The 14,418-nt window shown below is 73.3% G+C and carries 13 protein-coding genes and 1 tRNA gene; 9 read left to right on the top strand and 5 right to left on the bottom strand.

The window, feature by feature from the left end; genetic code table 11:
* The first annotated feature begins 1 nt into the window (after nt 1).
* From CRP49_RS19080 to CRP49_RS19055, 6 genes are all read left to right on the top strand, one after another.
* Complete coding sequence (locus tag CRP49_RS19080; protein ID WP_097257440.1) at nt 2-1,090, top strand: hypothetical protein; 1,089 nt, start codon at nt 2-4, stop codon at nt 1,088-1,090.
* A complete protein-coding gene (locus tag CRP49_RS19075; protein ID WP_097254455.1) occupies nt 1,081-2,679 on the top strand; it encodes a hypothetical protein in 1,599 nt (532 codons plus the stop codon). The genes CRP49_RS19080 and CRP49_RS19075 overlap by 10 nt, the downstream gene beginning before the upstream one ends.
* Nucleotides 2,676-4,013: an AAA domain-containing protein gene (locus CRP49_RS19070; RefSeq protein ID WP_097254454.1), complete on the top strand. Its 1,338-nt coding sequence runs from the start codon at nt 2,676-2,678 to the stop codon at nt 4,011-4,013. The genes CRP49_RS19075 and CRP49_RS19070 overlap by 4 nt, the downstream gene beginning before the upstream one ends.
* A 122-nt stretch (nt 4,014-4,135) precedes the next feature.
* Nucleotides 4,136-4,507, top strand: coding sequence for a hypothetical protein (locus tag CRP49_RS19065; RefSeq protein WP_094214450.1), 372 nt, complete (start codon nt 4,136-4,138; stop codon nt 4,505-4,507).
* Nucleotides 4,508-4,627: 120 nt separating this feature from the next.
* Complete coding sequence (locus CRP49_RS19060; RefSeq protein WP_097254453.1) at nt 4,628-5,203, top strand: bifunctional DNA primase/polymerase; 576 nt, start codon at nt 4,628-4,630, stop codon at nt 5,201-5,203.
* Nucleotides 5,194-5,267 (top strand) — tRNA-Lys (locus CRP49_RS19055). Before CRP49_RS19060 ends, CRP49_RS19055 begins: the two co-directional genes overlap by 10 nt.
* A gap of 101 nt (nt 5,268-5,368) precedes the next feature.
* Here the strand turns inward: CRP49_RS19055 and CRP49_RS19050 are convergent.
* Complete coding sequence (locus CRP49_RS19050) at nt 5,369-6,583, bottom strand: M6 family metalloprotease domain-containing protein (RefSeq protein WP_097257439.1); 1,215 nt, start codon at nt 6,581-6,583, stop codon at nt 5,369-5,371.
* Nucleotides 6,584-6,948: 365 nt separating this feature from the next.
* Between CRP49_RS19050 and CRP49_RS19045 the strand changes: the two genes are divergently transcribed.
* Nucleotides 6,949-8,760 carry a bifunctional diguanylate cyclase/phosphodiesterase gene (locus CRP49_RS19045; RefSeq protein ID WP_097254452.1) on the top strand — a complete coding sequence of 604 codons (1,812 nt, stop codon included), beginning with the start codon at nt 6,949-6,951 and terminating at the stop codon, nt 8,758-8,760.
* On the opposite strand, the gene CRP49_RS19040 is transcribed toward CRP49_RS19045, so the two are convergent.
* The 3 genes from CRP49_RS19040 to CRP49_RS19030 form a co-directional block, all read right to left on the bottom strand.
* A complete protein-coding gene (locus CRP49_RS19040; RefSeq protein WP_097254451.1) occupies nt 8,739-9,827 on the bottom strand; it encodes an LLM class flavin-dependent oxidoreductase in 1,089 nt (362 codons plus the stop codon). The genes CRP49_RS19045 and CRP49_RS19040 overlap by 22 nt on opposite strands.
* Nucleotides 9,828-9,914: 87 nt before the next feature.
* On the bottom strand, nt 9,915-10,646 hold the full coding sequence (locus CRP49_RS19035; protein WP_097254450.1) for an aspartate/glutamate racemase family protein: 732 nt from the start codon (nt 10,644-10,646) through the stop codon (nt 9,915-9,917).
* Nucleotides 10,643-11,437 (bottom strand): aspartate/glutamate racemase family protein, encoded by a 795-nt coding sequence (locus CRP49_RS19030; RefSeq protein WP_094214455.1) that lies wholly within the window; start codon nt 11,435-11,437, stop codon nt 10,643-10,645. Before CRP49_RS19030 ends, CRP49_RS19035 begins: the two co-directional genes overlap by 4 nt.
* A 129-nt stretch (nt 11,438-11,566) precedes the next feature.
* Here CRP49_RS19030 and CRP49_RS19025 point away from each other — a divergent pair, with 129 nt between their 5' ends.
* Both CRP49_RS19025 and CRP49_RS19020 read left to right on the top strand, forming a co-directional pair.
* Complete coding sequence (locus CRP49_RS19025; RefSeq protein ID WP_097254449.1) at nt 11,567-12,520, top strand: D-2-hydroxyacid dehydrogenase; 954 nt, start codon at nt 11,567-11,569, stop codon at nt 12,518-12,520.
* A 16-nt stretch (nt 12,521-12,536) separates the two neighbouring features.
* On the top strand, nt 12,537-13,925 hold the full coding sequence (locus CRP49_RS19020) for an amidase (protein ID WP_097254448.1): 1,389 nt from the start codon (nt 12,537-12,539) through the stop codon (nt 13,923-13,925).
* Here the strand turns inward: CRP49_RS19020 and CRP49_RS19015 are convergent.
* Nucleotides 13,906-14,400, bottom strand: a complete 495-nt coding sequence (locus tag CRP49_RS19015) for a DUF3830 family protein (protein WP_179851677.1) — start codon at nt 14,398-14,400, stop codon at nt 13,906-13,908. The two genes, CRP49_RS19020 and CRP49_RS19015, sit on opposite strands and share 20 nt — an antisense overlap.
* Nucleotides 14,401-14,418 lie beyond the last annotated feature (18 nt).

Below are 14,418 nucleotides of genomic sequence, written 5' to 3'. Positions count from 1 at the left end.
GCTGCGCGGTCCCGACGTACCGGCCAAGGCCCTGGACGCGCGCGCCCTCGCGGCGCTCGCCGCGAACCCCGGGTGCCGCAGGCGGGCGATCCTGGACGGCGCCGGAGTGGACAAGGCGGCGCTGGCCGGCGCGCTGGGCGCGCCCTCCGGCTTCGGGCAGTCGCAGTTCGCGCTGACCCGGGGCAACGCGTTCGAGGCACGGGTGAAGGCGGACGGCGGCGCCGAGCTGCTGCGGCTGGTCCACACACGGCTCGACCCGGGCGCGGAACCGCCCGCCGGAGCAGCCGTCCCCGACCTGTCCGCGCTCGGCCCCGAGGGCCGGACGGCCCGTACGGCGCTGGCGCTGCGCGAGGCCGTGGCCGCGGGCGGCTGGACGCTGCTCGACCACCCGATGCTGGCGCTGGACGTGGCGGGCTCGCTCGCCTTCCTGGAGCCGGACGCGGTGGTGGTGCACCCGGACGGCAGCTGGACGGTCGTGGAGATCAAGTCCTTCCCGATGCTGGACGGTTCGGCCGACCCGGCGAAGGTGGGCGCGGCCGCCCGGCAGGCGGCGGTGTACGTGCTGGCCCTGGAGGAGGTCGCGGCCCGTCTCGACCACCCCGCTCCCCGGGTACGGCACCGGGTGCTGCTGGTGTGCCCGAAGGACTTCTCCAACCTGGCCACCGCCTCCGCCGTGGACGTGCGCAAGCAGCGCGCGGTCACCGCCCGCCAGCTGGCCCGGCTCACCCGCATCGAGGAGATCGCCGATGCCCTGCCCGAGGGTGTGTGCTTCGCACCGGACCGCCCGGCCGAGGAGCTGACGGCGGCCGTGGAGACGGTCCCGGCGACGTACGCGCCCGAGTGCCTGTCGGCCTGCGAACTGGCCTTCCACTGTCGGGAACGCGCCGGCGCGGCGGACGCCGTGACCCGCCTCGGCCGCCCCCTGCGGGCCGAGCTGGGCGGCCTGAACACGGTCGAGGACGTCCTCGCGGCCGCCCGCGGCGACAGCGGCGACCCCGACGACCCGGCGGTGGCCGCGCTGCGCCGGGCGGCGGCCCTGCGCGCGGAGGCACTCGCCATGGCCGGCCGGGCGGTGGCCCCGTGTCCCTGATCGCCACCCTGGCCCGGCTCGAGGCCGTCAGCACCGGACGTGCCCAGCCGGCCGCGACCGTCCGCCACCGGCACCTGTCCGAGCACCCCCTGGTGTTCGTGCCGCTCACCACCGCCGGTGAGGCCGGCGCGCCGCTCGGTGCGCTGGTGGGCACCGACCGGGACGCGCCACGACTGCTGGTCGTACCCCAGCCCCGCGACCGTGACCTGCGGTTCGCGTTCCTCGCCGAGCTGGCCGACGTCGTCCTGCCGTACCTCGACTCCTACGCGGAGGCCGTCGAGGCGGCCGAGCGCACGGAGACCGACCCGGAGTCCGGCAAGCGGGTCAAGGTCGAGGTCGAGCTGTGCACGGACGCGCCCCAGCTGATCGTGCCGAGCCGCGCGGGCCTGGACTTCGTACGACTCCTCGGCCGCTCCATGCGCTTCCGCCGCACCGCCGAACAGGACCCGGAGACGCCCCACCCCGCGCCGCCCCGCATCCCCCTGCTGGGCCGCTGGCTCACCCACTACGGCGAGCGGGCCCGCGTACCCGGCTCCTCGCTGCTCCTGGCCCTGACCGACGTGCTGTCCCGGCACTGGGCGACCGGCCAGTCCAGCCTGGAGGACCAGCACCTGGGCGCGCTGCTCGCCTGGATCGACCCTCCCGCGGACAGCACCGGCGCCGAGGCCGCCCGCCGGGCCGAACTCGCGCGCGACGCCGACGGCCAGCTGCTGTGCCCGCCGGCCGGCCCGGCCACCGACCCGGCGTTCGACAACAAGCTCCTGGCCCCGGCCATCGAGCGCTACGACCGCGCGCGTGGCGCGCTGGCCGCCGCCGAGGACGCCCTGCAGGCGGACGACCGGCTGGCCGCGCTCACTGCGGCCGAGCGGGAGATCCGCGACCTGGTCGAAAGCCGCACCCGGCCCACCTGGGACGCGGTCTGGCGGGGCCTGGACCTGCTGCGGGCGCTGCCGGACGGGGCCCGTGTCGAGGAGCGGTGGACCCGGGACCGCTGGTCGTTCACCGGCCACCGCGACCGGGTCCTTGCCGGTGAACCCCCGCAGCCGCGCCGCGACGACGCGGTGACGGCGGCGAACAAGCTGGCCACGCGCGAGCGCGAGCAGGCCCGGCTGGAGGCGCAGGAGGCACTGGACGACCCGCTGGTGCTGGCGGGGCGGCGGCTGGCCGGGGAGGCCTTCGCGGGCGAGGTGACCGATGTCGTCCTGGCGTACAGCGAGGGCAAGCGGCCCAGCCCGCGCCCGCTGGTGACGGTGCGCACGGACGACCGGCCGCATCTGGCGGAGCGCGCGAAGGTCTACCGCTCGCTGGGCGGCAAGCCGCAGGCGGCGGAGTTCGTCGGATACGACGCCGCTCCGGACGAGGGAGTCCTCGTCCTCCGGATCGTGGACAAGATGGGCCGGGGCAAGGAGCCCGAGCCCGGTTCGGTGCCGGAGAAGGGCGACGCGGTCTGCTTCACCCTCTTCGAGCACGAGCAGCGCGGCGGCGCGAAGCTGCCCGACCCGGAGGAGACCCCGTGGACGCACGGCGGCCCGCCGGGCGAAGCCGTACCGGAAGCGCCCGACACGACGACCGAGGAGGACGTGCTGTGACGACGGTCGACTTCGACCCCGGAGCCGCTGCCGCCCGCGCCACGGCCGCGATCCTCCACGACACCCTGCAGGGCGCCGATCGGGGTGTGGTCGTCGACTCCCCGCCCGGCGCCGGCAAGTCCACCCTGGTGGTCCGCGCGGCCCTCGAACTGGCCGAGGCGGGCCGCCCGTTGATGGTGGTCGCGCAGACGAACGCCCAGGTGGACGACCTCGTCCTCCGCCTCGCCGAGAAGAACCCGGACCTGCCCGTCGGCCGCCTGCACAGCAGCGACACGGACCCCTACGACAAGGCGCTGGACGACCTCCCGCAGATCCGCACGTCGGCGAAGGCGGCGGACCTGGCCGGCCTCCCGGTCGTCCTGTCCACGGCCGCGAAGTGGGCGCACGTCAAGGTGGACGAGCCGTGGCGGCACGCGATCGTCGACGAGGCGTACCAGATGCGCTCGGACTCCCTGCTGGCCGTGGCCGGCCTGTTCGAGCGGGCGCTGTTCGTGGGCGACCCGGGCCAGCTGGACCCGTTCGCGATCGTGGGCAGTGAGCAGTGGGCGGGCCTGTCGTACGACCCCTCGGCCTCGGCGGTCACCACCCTCCTGGCCCACAACCCGGGCCTGCCCCAGCACCGCCTGCCCGTCTCCTGGCGCCTCCCGGCCTCCGCGGCCCAGCTGGTCTCGGACGCCTTCTATCCCTACACGCCGTTCCGCAGCGGCACCGGCCCCGGCGACCGCCGCCTCGCCTTCGCCGTCCCCTCCGACGGCTCGGGCCCGGACCGGGTGATCGACGAGGCGGCGGAATCCGGCTGGGGCCTGCTGGAGCTGCCCGGCCGGCACACCCCGCGCACGGACCCGGAGGCGGTCCGGGCGGTGGCCTCGGTCGTACGACGCCTGCTGGACCGCGAAGGCGCCGCCGTCTCGGAACGCTCCCCGGCCCCTTCCCCGCTCACCCCCGACCGCATCGCCGTCGGCACGGCCCACCGCGACCAGGCGGCGGCGGTCCGCTCGGCGCTCGCGGAACTGGGCGTCACGGACGTCACCGTCGACACGGCCAACCGCCTCCAGGGCCGCGAGTACGACGTCACGGTCGTCCTCCACCCGCTCTCCGGCCGCCCCGACGCCACCGCCTTCCACCTGGAGACCGGCCGCCTGTGTGTCCTGGCCTCCCGCCACCGCCACGCCTGCATCGTGGTCTGCCGCGCGGGCGTAGGCGACCTCCTGGACGACTACCCCTCCACAGAACCGGTCCAGCTGGGGACGCTGGTGAAGTTTCCTGATGGTTGGGAGGCGAATCACGCGGTGTTGGCTCATCTGGCGGAACATCGCGTGAGCTGGCGGCCTTGAGTTTCTTGGTGTGTACGCGGGACTTCGGGCAGACCCGAGGTCCCCTTGCGCCCGCGCGAGACAATGGAGGGTGGACCACCGGAAGGCGGCGCCCACCGGACCGTACGAGGAGGAGACGAGACATGGCGGAGCCCACGCCGCGTCGGCATGAACCGCGGCTACGCCCCGCGCCCCTGATCTTCGAGCCCGCGGAGGCGGCCTCCGATCCCGAGCACTTCTTCGACCTGGAGTCGATGGAGGATCCGCAGGCGCTGCTGGCGCGGGCGACGGAGCTGGCCCTGGCCTTCCAGGCGGCGGCCGACCGGGCCGTGGAGTTCCAGGCCATCGCGGCGGCCCAGCTCGCCGACCCGCGCCGGTTCGACCGGCTGACCCCGGCGGACATCGCCGAGCGGGCCGAGTGGACCGAGGACTACGCCAAGAAGATGGTGGAGTTCGGCCGGGATCTGCTGCGCGGAGTCGACACCGAGGGCCGGAGCCCCGTCGACCCCGTCTAGCCCACACGTCACCCGCCTGGCATATGCCGGGCGGGCAAGATACTCCTCCCCGCCCGCCCCTGTCCCGGTTTTCCGCAACCCAGAAGAACCGTGTGCTCACGGCCGGTACATGTAGTCGTCATGAGCTGCACACCGCATGTCACCTGTGCCACCACCGACGGAGCCGCGTGGCTCGCCTCGGCAGGAACGTATCCGCGAAGCACGCTCGCCCTGTGGCGGGAGCGGCCCGACGCCCCGCTGGTCCTCCCCTGCGGCTCCGTCTTCGACGTGGTGAGCGCCCCGGCGATCTTCGGGCGCCGCATGCTGGACCGCTTATGGGACGAGGGACCGGGGTCCGGGCCGGTCGCGGTCTTCCGGGGCCGCATGCTGCTGTTCGCCGCCCCGGGCACGGCCCATCGGCTGCCCTCGCTGCTGAGCTGGGAGGAGTGGGGGTCCCACCGCACGGAAGCCGTTCCGCCGCTGCTCTGCCACGGCACGGGAGACGCCGTGACCGTCCCCGCCCTGTCCGGCGACGAGTCCCCCACCCCCGGCGGCTCCCGCTGGCTGGTCGCCCCGGACACCCGTCATCCCTGGCTGCCGGGCCCCGAGGTCCTGCTCTGGGCGGCCGTACGAGCGGCCCGTGCGGCCGTACGGATATCGATTTTTCCTCCCGCCGACCAGGATGCTAAGGTCTACGACGTCAGCAGGCGCCGCTAGCTCAGTTGGTTAGAGCAGCTGACTCTTAATCAGCGGGTCCGGGGTTCGAGTCCCTGGCGGCGCACGTGACGACGGCGGGTCGGATTCGAAAGAATCCGGCCCGCCGTTTTCGTATACCAAAGCTCCCGCGAGACACGCGCACCAAAGCTCCCGCAAGGCGCGCTCTCAGCCCGTCACCCCCGGCGTGATCTTCACCGTCCACGCGCCGGACGCCGTCCGCCCCTCCACCTCCACCTTCACGCCCTCCCCGGGCACCGTGAAGCTCTCCCCGAGGGAGACCGGGGCGTCGGCCAGGGGCGGGTAGACCGAGTTCTCCCAGCACGCCTCGGTGTGCGGGTGGGCGTCCACCACCTCGATCGGACCCCCGCCGGACTCCGCGCCGCCGCGCACCCGGTAGACCAGGACCCCCTGCCGGCAGCCCGCGCGGTCGTTGCCCACCGGACCGCGCGCCTCGAAGGCCAGGACGCTGTCGGCGCCGGTGCGCACGACCGCCAGCTTCGCGCCATGGCCGAGGCCGAAGGCGGGGGCACCGGCCGCACCCTGTACCGGGACGCCGGGGCCCGCGGCCAGCGGCTCCAGGGTCAGCCGGGTCGGCCCCGCACCCCGCACGCACACCACCTGGCGCGGATCCAGCCAGCCCAGCTTCCACTTGTGCCAGGCGAACAGGTCCGGGGACAGCCCGAACTGGCTGCCCATCAGGTCCCAGTCGCCGACGTAGGTGTCCCAGTCGCCCTTGCCGTCGACCGGGCGGTGGTAGAGGTCGGGGAGGTCGAAGACATGGCCGGTCTCGTGGGCGAGAACCAGCCGGTCGGGCGGGTGCTTCTCGAAGACCGTGACGACCCGGCGAACGTCCGTGCCGTCCACGTGCATGGGGGTGTCGAGGTTGACGACCTTCGTCGCGTCCGAGTCGACGCCGGGCGCGTCCGGGTCGGCGACGAAGTAGACGACGTCGTAACGGGAGAAGTCGACCTCCTGGTCGGCCGCGGCGAACGCGTCGCGCAGATAGGCGGCGCGGTTCTCGGGGCTCCAGTCGCGCTTCATGGCGTACGAGGCGGACGGCCGCGGCATCCTCAGCCAGTGGCCGAGCGGGTGCGGGCGCAGCGTGAACCGGCCGTACGAGGCCTGTTCGAAGAAGCGGCTGGTGGCCGGGAAGTGGTCGGCGGCCAGCTCGGCGGGGGTGGTGCGCGGGGTGGCGTCCGGGAAGGACAGGAAGATCATGACGGCGTCGAGCGTGCCGGTCGGGCGGGTGTAGTCGGGGTTCCAGGTGTCCACGCCCTCCGAGTGGTGGGCCTCGCTGCGGTGCAGGGCGCAGGGCGCCGTCGAGAAGGGTTCGGCGACCGACGGGCCGGTGAGGATCGAGGTCGCGGCGAGCGCCGACATCGTGGTGAACACGGCGGCGGTGCTGCGCAGCTTGGGCACGAAAGGACCTCCGGATTCGGTTCGCGGGACACCGAATCCAGACTGTGGTAGTTCATTGACGTTCGTCCTGTTTGCCTGAACCAGAAGGGTGAGTGCGCCCGTTTGGGCTCCGGCGTGCACCCAGAGCCGACACCCCGAAACACTCACGGAACGTCACAACTGGTCGAGGGCCTGAAGAACCCGTCCAGGTGCGGGCAGAAACGATCTGTCAGAACCTGTGGTCTGTCCGGGAGACTGGAGAGTGGCTGGAAGGCCCCAGGGCCAGCCTCTATGATCGGCACACTTTCCGGCACGGACACAGATCGAGTGCACTGCGGGAGCGAGCGGTGAGCGGAACCTCCGAAGGGCCGACGCCCGCGGCAGACCTCGACCGGTCAGCCGTCACAGACAGTGACCACGGCATCTACCATCGTGTCTTCGCGGCGGCCCCGCTCTCCATGGCCGTCGTCGATCGCGAGGGGCTCGTCGTCAGCGCCAACGCGGCCTTCGGCGACCTGCTCGGCGCCGACCCGGACGGGCTGACCGGACGGGTCGCCGCCGATCTGGTGGACCTGGCCTCGGACGCCCGTACCTGGCACGCCTACCGCGAGGTCCTGCGCGGCCGGCAGGCCAGGCTGCGCTGCACCCGCCGGCTGAAGCACCCCGAGGGGCACTCGGTGTGGGTGCAGGTCACCGTCGCCCCGCTGGCCGACGGCGGGCCCGGCGTCCTCGTGTCGGTCGCCGACATCGGCGCCCGCCGCGAACTCCAGGCCCGGCTGCGGCACTTGCAGATGCACGACCCGGTGACCCGGCTGCCCAACCGCACCCTGTTCTTCGAGCGCCTGACGGCCGCGCTGGAGGCGGAGTCGTACGAGCAGAGCGGCACCGGCCGCATCGGCCTGTGCTACCTGGACCTGGACGGCTTCAAGGCCGTCAACGACACCCTCGGCCACCGCGTCGGCGACCGGCTGCTCGCGGCCGTCGCCGAGCGGCTGACCCGGGTCGCCGACGAGACCGGGTACGCCCGCACAGGCACCCCCCTGGTGGCCCGGCTCGGCGGCGACGAATTCGCCTTGCTGGTCGAGGACTCCACCGGCACCGAGCAGCTCGCCGACCTCGCCGAGTCCGTGCTGAAGGCCCTGGAGGCACCCTTCGACCTGGCCGGACAGCGGCTGTCGCTGACCGCGTCCGTCGGGGTCGTGGAACGGCACGCGGCCGGTACGACCGCCACGGGTCTGATGCAGGCGGCCGACACGACGCTGTACTGGGCGAAGGCAGACGGCAAGGCCCGCTGGACCCTGTTCGACCCCGAGCGCAACGCGCACCTGGTGACCCGTCAGGCCCTCTCCTCCACCCTCCGCCCGGCCATCGAGCGGGGCGAGTTCGCCCTGGAGTACCAGCCGTTGGTGGGCATGGAGGACGGACGGCTGAGCGGGGTCGAGGCGTTGATCCGCTGGAATCATCCTCAGTTCGGCACACTGGCGCCGAATCGGTTCATCGGATTGGCCGAGGAGGACGGTTCGATCGTTCAGCTCGGCCGCTGGGCCCTGGCGACCGCCTGCCGGCAGGCCCGCCGATGGCAGCTGGACCACCCCGGCGAGCCGCCCATCTTCGTCAGCGTGAACGTGGCCGTACGCCAGGTGTGGGACTCCGACCTGGTGGCGGACGTGGCGGAGACGCTCGCCGAGACCGGGCTCGCCCCGCACCTGCTCCAGCTGGAGCTGACCGAGTCGGCCGTGATGGGTTCGGCGGGCCGCCCGCTGCAGGCCCTCCAGGCCCTCAGCGACATGGGCGTCCGCATCGCCATCGACGACTTCGGCACCGGCTACTCGAACCTGGCCTATCTGAGCCGGCTGCCGGTGTCGGTGCTGAAGCTGGACGGCTCCTTCGTGCGCGGCTTCCAGTACGAGGGCGACAAGAGCACGGTGGCCGTGCCGCCCAACCCGGCCGACGAGGTGATCGTGGAGGCGATGATCCAGCTGGCCCACCGCCTCGGCCTGACCGTCACCGCGGAGTGCGTGGAGACCTCGGCGCAGGCCACGCGGCTGCGCCGGATCGGCTGCGACACCGGGCAGGGCTGGCTGTACTCCCGTCCGGTGCCGCCGGATCGTATCTCCGAGCTGCTGGGCGAGCAGGCCTACGCGGTGGGCAAGCCGTAGGCGTCGGCGATCAGTTCGTAGGAGCGCAGCCGCAGCTCGCCGCGGTGGGCGTGCGAGGTGAGCATCAACTCGTCGGCGCCGGTGCGCTTCTGGAGATCGTCCAGGCCGGAGCGGACCTCGTCCGCCGTGCCGTGCACGATGTTGCCGGTCCAGGAGGCGACGAAGTCCTCCTCCATCGGGCTGAACTCGTGCTTCTCGGCGTCGGCCGGGTCGGGGAACAGGCCCGGGCGGCCGGTGCGCAGCCGGAGCATGTTCAGCGCGGCCGCCCGCACCTGCCGGCCGGCCTCCCGCTCGTCGTCCGTGGCGAGGGCGGAGACGCCGATGAGGGCGTACGGCTCGGCCAGCACCGCGGAGGGCCGGAAGGTCTGCCGGTACAGGTCGAGGGCCGGGATGGTGTTCTGCGCGGAGAAGTGGTGCGCGAAGGCGAAGGGCAGGCCGAGGAGACCGGCCAGGCGGGCGCTGAAGCCCGAGGAGCCGAGCAGCCAGACAGGCGGGCGGTGCGCGGACTGGACGCCACCGGGGCTGGTCCCCTGGATGGGGCCGGGGATGGCGTGGATGCGCCGGTAGGGGTGCCCGTCCGGGAAGTCGTCGTCCAGGAAGCGGATGAGTTCGGCCAGCTGCTCCGGGAAGTCGTCGGCGCCCTCGTTGAGGGTGTCGGCGCGGCGCAGCGCGGCGGCGGTGGCGCCGTCCGTGCCGGGCGCCCGCCCGAGGCCCAGGTCGATCCGCCCCGGCGCCATCGCCTCCAGCGTGCCGAACTGCTCGGCGATCACCAGGGGTGCGTGGTTGGGCAGCATGACGCCGCCCGAGCCGAGCCGGATGCGGTCGGTGTGGGCGGCGAGGTGGGCGAGGATCACGGCGGGCGAGGAGGAGGCGACGCCGGGCATGGAGTGGTGCTCGGCCACCCAGTACCGGTGGAAGCCGCGCGACTCGGCGAACCGGGACAGCTCCACGCTGGTGCGCAGCGCGTCGGTGGCGGTACTGCCCGCGCCGACGGTCACCAGGTCCAGTACGGAGAGGGGGACGGGGGCGGTCCCGTGCGTCGCGCCCCGGATCTCGTCTGCCGACACGGTGTGAGCCTCCTGTTGTGGCCGTGAGCTGTCGTTCTCGGCGATAACAGGAGGCTGTCTCCGCTTATTCCTTCTCGACCGACCGAGTCAGACCTGCACGATCGGCTCGCGGGTGAACAACTTCCCCAGCCTCGGCGCGTTCACCCGGCGGTCCGCCAGCCTCAGCCCCTCCCACACCGACACCTGGTTCGCCGTGAGCACCGGCTTGGACAACGCCTTCTCCAGCAGGCCGATGTGCGCGGCCGTGTGCAACGCCGTGTCCGGCAGCAACACGGCCTGCGCACCGGAGGTGTCCGCCGCCCGCGCCAGCGTCAGCACCTCCTCCTCACCCCACGTCCCGACCTCCGCCGCCGTGACGATCCCGGACGACCGCACCGCGACCACGTCGAGCCCCCCGGCCCGCAGGAAGTCCGCGAACAGCGCCGTCACCTCCTCCGGGTAGGTCGCGCCCACGGCGACCCGTCCTACCCCCAGCTCCCGGGCCGCGTGCACGAAGGCGAAGGACGTCGAGGAGGCCGGCATCCCGGCCAGCCGGGCCAGCGCCCGCACCTGCTCCTGGGCGCCCTCCCAGCCGTACACGAAGCTGCCGCTGGTGCACGCCCACACCACCGTCTCGGCGCCGGTGAGCCGCAGCTCGGCCACGCCGGCGGCGAGCCGCTCGGCCGAGCCCATCTCGCGCAGCGCGTCCACCCGGTGTGCGTCCACGCCGATGTCGGTGTGGACCAGGTCCACCCGGATGTCGCTGCCCAGGAGCTGCTCGATGCGTGGGTAGTCGTCCTCGCCGGAGTGGCCGGGGTAGAGGAGTCCGAGTGCAGTCATGACGGCCCTTCTTGGTGTTCCTGCGTTTCTTCCGGCAGTACGGGCCATTCCCGCGCGGCCTCGTCCAGCAGCGCCTGATAGGGCCCCACGGCTCGGGTACCCAGCCGGCGCAGCGCCGCCCACATCGTGACCTGGTTGGCCGACAGCACGGGGATGCGCAGCTCGGCCTCCAGCTGGGGGATGACGTCGTAGGTCGGAAGGTTGGTGCAGGAGATGAAGAGCGCGTCGGCGCCGCCGGGGCGGACCGCGGTGCGGGCCATCGCGACCACGTCCCGGTACGGCACCTGCCAGATGTGCCGGGTCAGCCCCATGAAGGCGCAGCCGGTGACCCGTACGCCGGCCTCGGCGACGAACTCCTGGAGGGCCCGGGTGACGGAGACGGTGTACGGGGTGACGAGGGCGACCCGGCGTACCCGCAACTCCGCCAGGGCCTCCAGCAGGGCGCCCGAGGTGGTCACCGAGGGCAGGGCGCCGGCTCTGGTCATCGCCGCGCACATCGCCCGTTCGCCCGCGATCCCGTCGACGAAGCTGCCCGAGGTGCAGGCGTAGGCGACGACCTCGGGGGCGACGGCGGTCAGCGCGCGCACCGCCTCGCCGAGGGTCTCGTGCTCGCTGACCAGCCGGGCCAGGTCCAGGCTCACCTCGACCGGCACGAACGGGGTCCGGGTCAGGTGCAGCGACACCTCGTCGGGCACCCAGCGCCACAGCTCGCGGTCGAGGGCGAAGTCGAAGGGGGCGACCACTCCGACACCGCGCTGGGGGCGGGGGCCGCCGAGAAAGGAGATGTCCATGGCAGGGGCACCGTCCTCATGCTGAGAGACGACGGAGGAACGGTCGGTGGGTACGCCCGTGTTGACGAAGGTAGGTTCCGGTGCGAGCGTGGTCAATCCGCGCATGTCAGACGCCCGGAGCGGCCCCGAATGACGCTGACCCAGCCCACCCTTCTCGTCCTGGACGCCGACCCGCCACCCCGGCTCGGCCGCCTCACCGGCCGTGCCCGGATCGTGCACACCGACGCGGCCGGTCTGGCCGAGCGGCTGCCGGAGGCGGACGTGCTGCTGGTGTGGGACTTCACCTCGCACGCCGTACGGGAGGCCTGGCCCGGGGCGGGGCCGCGGCCGCGCTGGGTGCACACGGCGAGCGCGGGCGTGGACCATCTGATGTGCCCGGAACTCGCCGCCTCCGAGACGGTGGTGACCAACGCGCGCGGGATCTTCGACCAGCCGATCGCCGAGTACGTGGCCGCCCTGGTGCTGGCGGTCGCCAAGGATCTGCCGCGCACGCTGGAGCTGCAGCGGGAGCGGACCTGGCGGCACCGGGAGGCCCGGCGGGTGGCGGGCACGCGCGCGTGCGTGGTCGGCTCCGGGCCGATCGGCCGGGCCATAGCCCGCACCCTGAAGGCCCTGGACGTGACGACGGCGCTGGTCGGGCGGGTCCCGCGGACCGGGATCCACGGCCCGGGCGATCTCGACCGGCTGATCGCCCGCGCGGACTGGGTGATCGCCGCCGCACCGCTGACCGAGCAGACGTACGGCATGTTCGACACCCGCCGGTTCGGCGTGATGCAGCCCTCGGCGGTCTTCGTGAACGTCGGCCGCGGCCAGCTGGTCGACGAGGACGCGCTCGCCGAGGCCCTGCGCAGACGCTGGATCGCCGGCGCGGCCCTGGACGTGTTCGCCGCCGAACCCCTGCCCGAGGACAGCCCGTTGTGGGGGCTGCCGGGGCTGATCGTCTCCCCGCACATGAGCGGCGACACCGTCGGGTGGCGGGATGAACTCGGCCTTCAGTTCGTGGAGTTGTACGAGCGGTGGGCGGCGGGCAGATCACTGGTGAACGTGGTCGACAAGAAACGCGGCTACGTCCCCGGTCACTGAACCACCAGGAGGGTGCATGCAGCTCACCGACCTGACCGCCGTACAACTCCTCGACGGCTACCGCAAGGGCGAGTTCAGTCCCGTGGAGGCGACCGAACAGGCCCTGGAGCGGGCGCGGCGGATCCAGCCGGAGGTGAACGCGTTCGTGCGCCTCACCGAGGAGGACGCGCTGGCGCGGGCGCGGGAGTCGGCGGAGCGCTGGCGGCACGGCGAGCCCGCCGGGCTGCTGGACGGGGTGCCGGTGACGGTGAAGGACATCCTGCTGCTGCGCGGCCACCCCACCCTGCGTGGCTCGAAGACCGTGTCCGAGCAGGGCCGTTGGGACGAGGACGCGCCCTCGGTCGCCCGGCTGCGCGAGCACGGCGCGGTCTTCCTCGGCAAGACCACGACACCCGAGTACGGCTGGAAGGGCGTCACCGACTCCCCGCTGACCGGCGTGACCCGCAACCCGTACGACCCCTCGCGCACCGCGGGCGGCTCCAGCGGCGGCAGCGCGGCGGCCGTCGCGCTCGGCGCGGGCCCGCTGTCGCTGGGCACGGACGGCGGCGGCAGCATCCGCATCCCGGCCGCGTTCTGCGGGATCTTCGGGCTGAAGCCGACGTACGGCAGGGTGCCGCTGTATCCGGCGAGCGCGTTCGGCACGCTGTCGCACGTCGGCCCGATGACCCGGGACGCGGCGGACGCGGCGCTGATGCTGGACGTCATCGGCACCCCCGACCCGCGCGACTGGTCGGCGCTGCCCCCGCCGCCGGAGTCGTTCACCGCGGGCCTGGACCGGGGCGTGCGCGGGCTGCGGGTGGCGTACTCGCCCACCCTGGGCGGGCAGGTGGCCGTCCGCCCTGCGGTCGCGGCGGCCGTACGGCGGGCGGTGGCCCACCTCGCGGACCTCGGCGCCTACGTCGAGGAGACCGACCCGGACTTCAGCGACCCGGTGCACGCCTTCCACACCCTGTGGTTCAGCGGCGCGGCCCGGCTCACCCAGAGCTTCTCGCCGCACCGGCGGCAACTGCTCGACCCCGGCCTGCGCGAGATCTGCGCCCAGGGTGCGCGGGCGAGCGCACTGGACTACCTGGCCGCGGTGGACGTCCGCATGGACCTCGGCCGCCGGATGGGCCGCTTCCACGAGCGGTACGACCTGCTGGTCACGCCCACCCTGCCCGTCACGGCGTTCGAGGCGGGCGAGGAGGTGCCCCAGGGGTCCGGCCTGCGGCGCTGGACCGGCTGGACGCCGTTCACGTACCCCTTCAACCTCACCCAACAGCCCGCGGCGACGGTGCCCGTGGGCACTGACGGCGACGGGCTGCCGGTCGGGCTGCAGATCGTGGCCGCCCGGCACCGCGACGACCTGGTGCTCCGGGCCTCCCACGCCCTGTACGAGGCGGACCTCACCCTCTCCGGAAGCTGAGCGTCTCCCCCGCCGCCCCGCTGCGCCACAGGTCGTTGCAGGCCTCGGCCATCTCCTCCAGTCCGGCCACGACCTGGCCCCAGACGATCCCGGGCACCCAGCCCACGTCGCCGTTGAGCAGCAGGTTGTTGCGCTCGTAGAACAGGGCCAGGTCGACCACGGTGGCATCGGGGCGGACCTCGCGGTCGTAGCCGTAGGCCTTCGTGCCCAGTTCGGTGCCGGCGAAGGAGAAGTAGCAGAGGTCGCCGGGGATCGGAGTGACCGTCGGGTTCTCCAGTGGGGGTTCCGTGGAGGCGAAGGGCGGGAAGAGGGCGTAGATCTCGTTGCGCGCGTACTTGGCGTGGAAGACGTCCCCCGCGAGCGGCAGCGCCTCCCACACTGCGGCGCAGGTCAGGGGCGCGCGGTCGTCCAGCAGTCGTGCCGTGCAGTGCGCGTCCCGCTTGTCGAGCGAGACGGTGACGAATCGATCGGCCATGGGATCCAGAGTGCATAG

Source organism: Streptomyces sp. Ag109_G2-15 (genome assembly GCF_900215565.1).
In the GTDB taxonomy this organism is placed as follows: Bacteria; Actinomycetota; Actinomycetes; order Streptomycetales; family Streptomycetaceae; genus Streptomyces; species Streptomyces diastatochromogenes.
The sequence above is the reverse complement of the archived record's forward strand: the minus strand, read 5'-3'. Positions and strand labels throughout refer to the sequence as shown.

Excerpts from the sequence above, each read along its gene's own strand:
- CRP49_RS19060 (WP_097254453.1), top strand. The coding sequence starts at position 4,628 with ATGAGCTGCACACCGCATGTCACCTGTGCCACCACCGACGGAGCCGCG.
- CRP49_RS19025 (WP_097254449.1), top strand. The coding sequence starts at position 11,567 with ATGACGCTGACCCAGCCCACCCTTCTCGTCCTGGACGCCGACCCGCCA.
- CRP49_RS19020 (WP_097254448.1), top strand. The coding sequence starts at position 12,537 with ATGCAGCTCACCGACCTGACCGCCGTACAACTCCTCGACGGCTACCGC.
- CRP49_RS19065 (WP_094214450.1), top strand. The coding sequence starts at position 4,136 with ATGGCGGAGCCCACGCCGCGTCGGCATGAACCGCGGCTACGCCCCGCG.
- CRP49_RS19035 (WP_097254450.1), bottom strand. The coding sequence starts at position 10,646 with ATGACTGCACTCGGACTCCTCTACCCCGGCCACTCCGGCGAGGACGAC.
- CRP49_RS19015 (WP_179851677.1), bottom strand. The coding sequence starts at position 14,400 with ATGGCCGATCGATTCGTCACCGTCTCGCTCGACAAGCGGGACGCGCAC.
- CRP49_RS19050 (WP_097257439.1), bottom strand. The coding sequence starts at position 6,583 with ATGTCGGCGCTCGCCGCGACCTCGATCCTCACCGGCCCGTCGGTCGCC.
- CRP49_RS19030 (WP_094214455.1), bottom strand. The coding sequence starts at position 11,437 with ATGGACATCTCCTTTCTCGGCGGCCCCCGCCCCCAGCGCGGTGTCGGA.